We start from the raw sequence: 6703 nt of genomic DNA, 5'->3' as shown, positions 1-6703 counted from the left end.
CTCAGATCATCAAAAGATCCGAAGCGATCGAAAGCAGCTTGAAGTGAGGGCTCGCCGCCTGCTGCAGAGTTACCTGAGGGCCAATGAGTGGCAAAAGCGCCAATACTATCAGGCAATCGCCGGCGCGGCTTCTGCATGTCAGCCTGGTATTGATGATCCGAGTTTAAGTAACGAGAAGCTTGCTGAATTAGCCGCTCAGGCGGCGACAAAAGTCGTCCAAGTACGTGATCGGAAAGCCAAGGATGCGCACGACCATTCAGCTGTACTGATCACGGATGCATACGCAACAGTTGCAATCGCCTATCGACGAGCGGCTTCAGCCTACACTGCTGACAAGGAAATGGAGCAGCTGGGCACCGCCGCAGTGCACCTGGTCACGATAGCGAATTCATTCATGAATGCTGAAACGGTGCGGTCACTGGCAGAAATGTGACTGCGGCTTCGGCAAACCAGCCTCGCCTCTTTGCTCCGGCGTAAACCTTGCGCAAACCCTTTCTCCTAAGCTGACCGTAAGACGTTGCTTGTACCGTCCTCACCAATAAGAAGCCGGAACTCTGCCCGCCCACTTTTCGGCGGCCCGATCAATCTTGTGCCCGCGAGTGGAGGTTGGAATTTGCTGGACTCTACGTCTTCTCTGCGGTGTAGCGTCATTACCCGACGCGTGCTCGGTTGCGCCTGCTACTGCGCTTCCAATTCGCGAGACGCCTCTAATGCGATGGCTTCGGCCCCGTGGGCTTGCGCAGCGGCGATTGCCCGTTTCAAAAAACTCTGGCGTTCAACTTGAGAACCATGGCCGCAAAGGCGCGCCTGTCGCAGGATCAATTCGGGAAGAAAGCCTCTTGCCTCCAATGAAGTGGCAACGTCAACCGCCTCGCGCAGAGCGGCCTGAGCAGCCTCGATGTCACCAAAAGCAGCTTCGGCCTCCGCAACCAAGGAAAGTATAAACGGCCGGAGCAGTTCTCCTTGTGTTTCGCGATAACTTGCAAGGCCTTTCAAGATCGCCTCTCGGCCGCCTTGCAAATTCTCCCGACGGACAATTTGGTCGTAGCCGATTGCTACCTTCCCCATTGCTACCCAGTAAGCAAAACCTTTCTCTCCTGCAATATCCAAGGCCTGGTTGGCAAACTGCAAGGCTTTGTCGACTTGTCCAGCTTGTTGAAGGACAAGCGCAGCAAAAATCAGGCCGTAGCACGCGCTCACGGAGTGAGACGAGCCCTGCGCTGCAGCCGCGGCCGCTTCAGCCCGCCGCGTTGCCACCCCGACGCCATGACGAGGCAAAGCAAGCCAGCATAGATTGGCGAGAGCTAGCACTTGTGGATCATGGCCCGCCGTTAGTATGTGCGCCTCCATTCTTACGGGCTCAACGGCCTGGAGGGCACGCGCAAGATCATCTTCCGCTCCAGCCGGGTTTCCCGTGCATCCACGATTCCAGCCGCGGCGGCGCCATGCGTCAACTAGCGAACAGAGGTCGCCGGTGCTCTCAGCAATGTTGACGAGCTTGTCGCAAATTCCTTCCGCACGGGAAAGAGGGCCACGCACCTGGTAGAAAGAGGCAAGTCCTCTTAACGCGGGGAGCGTTCGCGCCACTTCCTGAACACGTTCGGCAGCTCCGAGAGCAGATTCGAAGGCTTCCTGTACGATTACGTTGGCGTAGCCGCGCTTGGCAATCAGCACATGACCAAGCAGAACGTACAAATCAAGTTCCATTTCCGCGACAGCCTCGTGAGGCAATCTTGCTAAAGCCGCCAGACCGCGGCGCACGTGCGCCTCGGCTTCGTCAAGAGCCGCAGCGGCCAAAGCTCGGCGCGCTGCTCGAGCATATAACGGTAGGGCCGCGGTGAACTCCTCTCCTGAGAAGTAATGCTGTGCGAAAATTTCAGGTCGCTGCTCAACGAGGCCCGGCCGAAGCGCCGCAAGTCGTTCAGCAGCCTTTGCGTGCAATGCACGCCGGTCAGCTGTCAAAAGCGAATCGAGTGCCGCCTGCTGCAGAAGTGCATGTCGGAACGTATATTCTACAGAACCCGATGCCGATCGCGTCCGCGTGAGAACCTCTGCGTCGAGAAGCCACAAAAGTCGTTCTTCTACAACAATATCCGGCAAATCTGCGAGCTCACTAAGCAGATCGACCTCGAGGTAGGGTGCAAGAATAGCAGCGCACTGCGCTAAGCGCTTCGCCTCGCCCAATGCATCAAGTCGCGCCGTGAAAAGCTGCTGCAGCGTTCGCGGCACCAACGGCGTGTTGATCGCGAGCGTAAACTCTTCAATAAACAAGGGAACGCCATCCGACCGCGCCAAAATGGCCTCGCGTGTGGACGCAGAATGGTGCCCTCCGAGTGCCGCCAGCAATTGCTCTGCCTCGGCACGCTCAAGTGGCGGCAAGGTCAGTCGGAGCATCGTCACCCGGTCGGGCCACGGCAATACAAAATCGCTTCGATAGGTAGCGAGGAGCATGGCCCGCCGAGTTGACAGCAGGTCAGTAACGCCGCGGAGCAGCTCAAGCAGCGAAGGGTCTGCCCAATGCAAGTCTTCAACCAAGATCAGGAGCGGCGAATCCCCCGGAAAATGCAGCAGCCATGTTCGAAACGCCTGCAACAAAATGCGTCGCCGTGCCGCTGGAGCGAGATCGGTCACGTCGGGGCCAACCCCTAACGTGTGAAGCAGCAAGGCTAACGTGGGTTCTTCAGTGAGCCCCATCTGGTCGAGAAGATGCCGAAGCGATTGCTCAATCGTATCAGCTTCCCCTGTCTCGACCGATGTCTCCAGCCTTTCGCGCAGTGCAAGGATCGCGGGATGAAACGCGCTGACGGCCCCGGGCGGGGTACAACCGAGTATGATCACATTATGCGCGGCTTGTGCGGCGTGATCCAAGAGTTCCTGAGCGAGGCGTGATTTACCGATGCCTGCCTCGCCCGACAGCAGGATTGTTTGTCCCTTGCCCTGGCAGGCGTCGTCCCATCGCGCGAAAATCATTGCGAGCTCGTGGGCACGCCCCACCAGTGGAGCTCGGCGTCTTGAGAATGTGAACCCGCGATCTTTCAATTTACCTCTTACCCTAAACCACTTGCCGGGTAAGAGATCCAGCGGCGGTAATTCTTCCAGTAGGAAGAACTCGGCAACTAGCTCGCGTGTCGCCTCGCCAATGACGACGCTGTTCGGTGGTGCAAATTGTTGAAGTCGCGCAGCGGTGTTTGGGGCAGTGCCGACCAGCCCGTCGAGCTCGATCGCGTTCTTTGGGCCGAGCGGCCCAGCAAGCACGATTCCTGTTTCGATGCCAATGCGGACCGCGAGATCCCTGCCGCCACGGAGCGAGGTGGTGTTAGCGAGCGTTTCGATTTCGAGGGCAATGGCCAGACCGGACAAGACGGCGGCCTGGGCGTCACGGTCAAGAGCACGGGGGTAGCCGAAGCACGCCAATACGCCATCTCCGGCATATCGCGAAACGTATCCGCCGTTTCGGACCACGGCACTGGCACATCGCTCGCGATAAGCGACGAGCAGTGCGGCCAAGTCTTCTGGATCCAGGCGTTCGGCAAGCTTGCTTGACCCGACAAGATCACAGAACATGGCCGTCATAAGACGACGATCGGTCAAGCCCTCGATGCCGTCGGTCAGCCCGCGGCTTGGGGGCGTGGTGCCCAATGACGCGCCACAAACCTGGCAGAACCGTTGACCTAATGCGACGGGGGCGGCACATCGAGCGCATGGCGGGACAAGTGCTCGTCCGCAATTGCCGCAGAAAAAGGCGCCTGCCGCCGCCGTTGTGCTGCAGCTCGGGCATGACGCGGACCATGTTGGTCCTTCTTCGGTTTGGCTGCCAGGGACCAACCTCATCAACCTCGCGATAGCTTAAACGGCACGGACGGTAAGTGCCGTAACGATATAGCTGCCGATAGCGGCTTGCAACCGAAGGCAGAATGTCGATCGATACGTTGATGACCTCGGCGCTACGTGCTGATAAGATGGCACGTTCACTGTCGCGGGTATCGGGGGGATTGGCACATGCCCAAATATGTTACCCCGCCTAAGATTACGATCTCTATTACGAACACGTGCAATCTTCGGTGCCGCTGGTGCTATGGCGATTGCGGCAATCCAACCGCGAAACCAGAGCTGAGCTACCGAGAGTGGTCAAGGTTTATCGATTACCTCGTTTCGAATGATTTCATCCAGGTTTACATTGAAGGTGGAGAGCCGTTTCAACGTGCAGATTTTTTCAAGATTCTGAAACGTAGCTGCCGCAAGCTTATGACCGTCGTGCGTACGAATGGCACCCTGCTTAACGAGGAGAGTGCGAAGGAACTTAAAGCGATAGGCGTCGGTCGCATGCTCGTCGATATCATGGGGGCGACCTCTGCTACGCATGACGAATTAACAGGTGTCGAGGGGAGCTTTGAGAAATCCTGCGCAGCAGTCGGCCACCTTTCGGCCGCCGGCATCAAGACTGATGTCCTCGTCATTCTCAACCGGAAGAACTTTAGAGAAATTCAAGCCTGCGTTGATTTGGCTCATCGATTAGGCGCATTGCGCCTCGGCGTTCTCCGCCTCTACCCGTTAGGCCGCGCCAAACGCGCTTGGACCGATTTGGCTCTCTCGCTCGATGAGCAGACCGCGGCCATCGCAGATCTTCATGTGCCTGATGGCTTTCAGATCATGAAATCTTGGCACCCAAATGATCGCAATTGCTGCTGGCAGGGCGCAACGGTGAACGCGTTTGGCGACTCAATCGGCTGCACATATCTGAGAGAATATGTGAATTTTGGCAACATTCGCGCCACGCCCTTTTTGGATACCTGGAACAACAACGAGCTCTATCGGACGTTGCGCGAAGGCGTAGTCGAAAAGTCTTGTCCGTCCTGCTACGCGAAAGACGGTACGCGTGGAGGCTGCCGTTCCACTGCATTTGCGTTTCACGGACGGTGGGACGCGCCAGATCCGTTTTGCGCCCATCTCAATGAGGGGACCGATCTCCGTGTGCTGCCCAAGCACTTGTTATAGGAAAGTGCGCAACGTGCGCGTTCGTGGCGTGCCCGAGATGGCCGTCTGTCTCGTCTTCACGCCGAATAATCCAGAGGTATTTACGCTCAACCCTTCCGCATGGCTGATACTCCAATTGTGCGACGGCAGATCGGAAGCGGAAATTGCGCGGGAGTATCTGATAGCCGCCGAGCCCGCACTTAGTCCACATGAAGTCGCCAGTGAGGTTCAACGAGGCCTTGCAACCCTCTTGGAAAGGGAAATTGTCGAAGTGGTGAGCAGCAAGAATTCAGAGGTCGCAATTAAAACCCGCAGGAAGTAGTGCCATGACAAAGATTAGCGAACGGCAACGTATTGAAGCGCTTCTCCGGCGCCAGGGTGTAACACAGCAATCGAGAGTAGAGCCGCTTGTTTCTGAAGTGCGATCGGATTTTGTACCAGTGTTTCCCCCTCCATTTCCATCCGCGCCCAACGGAATTCTCGGTGGGATCGTCGTTATCTGGCAGTTCTGTCTAGCACCTGAAGATGCTCCGGAGTTTCACGAGTTTTTACGAAAAACAGAGGACTTCATCGGAACCGCGACACTCAAATCGGTGGAGGGCGCCAACTACCGCGGCGCCTACATGGTGCTTGATGGAGGAGACGAATGCTGCAGACCGACAGCCGTAGGGTTCTGCTACCGAGTAATTTGGTCGTATGAGTCGCTCGATGTAATGGGCAAGGCTTGGAGCCCTCTGGCGAAGGAGGCGAAATCTAATCTGTACAAGGCGATCGTTCAGTTGCGCTCCTATTGGCTGCGCGATCCTCAAAGAAGTGAGGTGAGAATTGCGCCGGCCATCAGTTTTCTCGATCCAGAGCACGATGCAGGTGATGGCTTTGCTAAACTGACCCTTGAAGCCGCCAAACTCGTCCCAGAGCGCCTGAGCAGCGGTGGTGAAAGAATGGCTGATCAACGCGGGCGGGCGGCGACTAAACCGAAAAAGAAGAGGTGATCACCCGCGGTTCTTAACTGTACTCCAGTGGCTCGCCCTTCAAAGCGCAAAGACGCTTTGGGGTGCTCGGAATCCGACCCGTCGTCGGTCTCGCCGCGTACCGCCGTGGCAGGATAAAACAAGACATAGTGCGCAGCGCTTTATTGCTCTTGTTTCCGGTTGAAAACAGGGGACCTCTTGCCGGAGGGGAGACCTCTCGCTCGAACTCAGAGGGTAACATGCCAAGCCTGGAAGTGTTGCGGATTGCGCATTCGAACACGGATAAAGCGCCCACGACAACTAGCTACAGCCTCACTCCTCTTTCAATAGTGATATCCGTTGTTGCTGCGGGCAGCGCGTTCGGTAGCTTTGCGGTGAACCTTGCTCGTCTGCTCGGCTATGGTCATTGACTGACGACAGTCGCGCGACAACGCGTTCGCTTGCGTGCGGGGCGCAGCGACGCACGAGTTCTACGATCTTCGCCGAAACGACGCGATTGCATCGAGACGGGACGTCGATTGTGATGCCCCAATAACAATCCAGCTATGGGTCCTGGTTTAGCCGCAAGTAGGCCATTGAGGAAGGCTGTCTCACTCGAGAGGGTCATTTCCTTTCGGCTCTTGCAAGAACTTCGGCATGTGGTTACGCGGTTCACGATCACGCGGGGCGGGGCGTTCGGACGGGTCGCGGCCGAGCTTGGACTGCAGCTCGACGAGGTCGGTGAAGACGTCGGCCTGGCGGCGCAACTCGTCGGCGAT

The 6703-nt window shown here is 57.3% G+C and carries 5 protein-coding genes and 2 pseudogenes; 4 read left to right on the top strand and 3 right to left on the bottom strand.

The annotated features are described in order from the left end of the window. On the top strand, positions 1-433 hold a 433-nt coding region (locus AC0L3U_RS38155; protein WP_473364925.1), incomplete at its 5' end, for a hypothetical protein. A gap of 245 nt (positions 434-678) precedes the next feature. Here the strand turns inward: AC0L3U_RS38155 and AC0L3U_RS38150 are convergent. Together AC0L3U_RS38150 and AC0L3U_RS38145 are read right to left on the bottom strand one after the other, a co-directional pair. Beyond that, complete coding sequence (locus AC0L3U_RS38150; RefSeq protein WP_473364926.1) at positions 679-3639, bottom strand: AAA family ATPase; 2961 nt, start codon at positions 3637-3639, stop codon at positions 679-681. Between the two features lie 18 nt (positions 3640-3657). Continuing rightward, a pseudogene (locus AC0L3U_RS38145) lies at positions 3658-3831 on the bottom strand (double zinc ribbon domain-containing protein); the annotation flags it as partial. A 168-nt stretch (positions 3832-3999) separates the two neighbouring features. Between AC0L3U_RS38145 and AC0L3U_RS38140 the strand changes: the two are divergent. The 3 genes from AC0L3U_RS38140 to AC0L3U_RS38130 are packed head-to-tail and all read left to right on the top strand — an operon-like array spanning position 4000 to position 5966. Continuing rightward, entirely contained in the window at positions 4000-4995 is a 996-nt protein-coding gene (locus AC0L3U_RS38140; RefSeq protein WP_473364924.1) for a radical SAM protein, read from the top strand. 13 nt (positions 4996-5008) lie between these two features. Beyond that, positions 5009-5296 (top strand): PqqD family protein, encoded by a 288-nt coding sequence (locus tag AC0L3U_RS38135; protein WP_473364923.1) that lies wholly within the window; start codon positions 5009-5011, stop codon positions 5294-5296. Positions 5297-5300: 4 nt separating this feature from the next. Further along, positions 5301-5966: a hypothetical protein gene (locus AC0L3U_RS38130; protein ID WP_473364922.1), complete on the top strand. Its 666-nt coding sequence runs from the start codon at positions 5301-5303 to the stop codon at positions 5964-5966. A gap of 569 nt (positions 5967-6535) precedes the next feature. Here the strand turns inward: AC0L3U_RS38130 and AC0L3U_RS38125 are convergent. Beyond that, positions 6536-6703 (bottom strand): annotated as a pseudogene (locus AC0L3U_RS38125) (LabA-like NYN domain-containing protein); the annotation flags it as partial.

Source organism: Bradyrhizobium sp. Kon69 (assembly GCF_055807515.1).
Note: the sequence above shows the minus strand (reverse complement) of the source record. Positions and strands in the feature narration are given on the sequence as shown.

Bases quoted from the DNA above. Each gene is read 5' to 3' on its own strand.
- AC0L3U_RS38140 (WP_473364924.1), top strand. From the start codon at position 4,000: ATGCCCAAATATGTTACCCCGCCTAAGATTACGATCTCTATTACGAAC.
- AC0L3U_RS38130 (WP_473364922.1), top strand. From the start codon at position 5,301: ATGACAAAGATTAGCGAACGGCAACGTATTGAAGCGCTTCTCCGGCGC.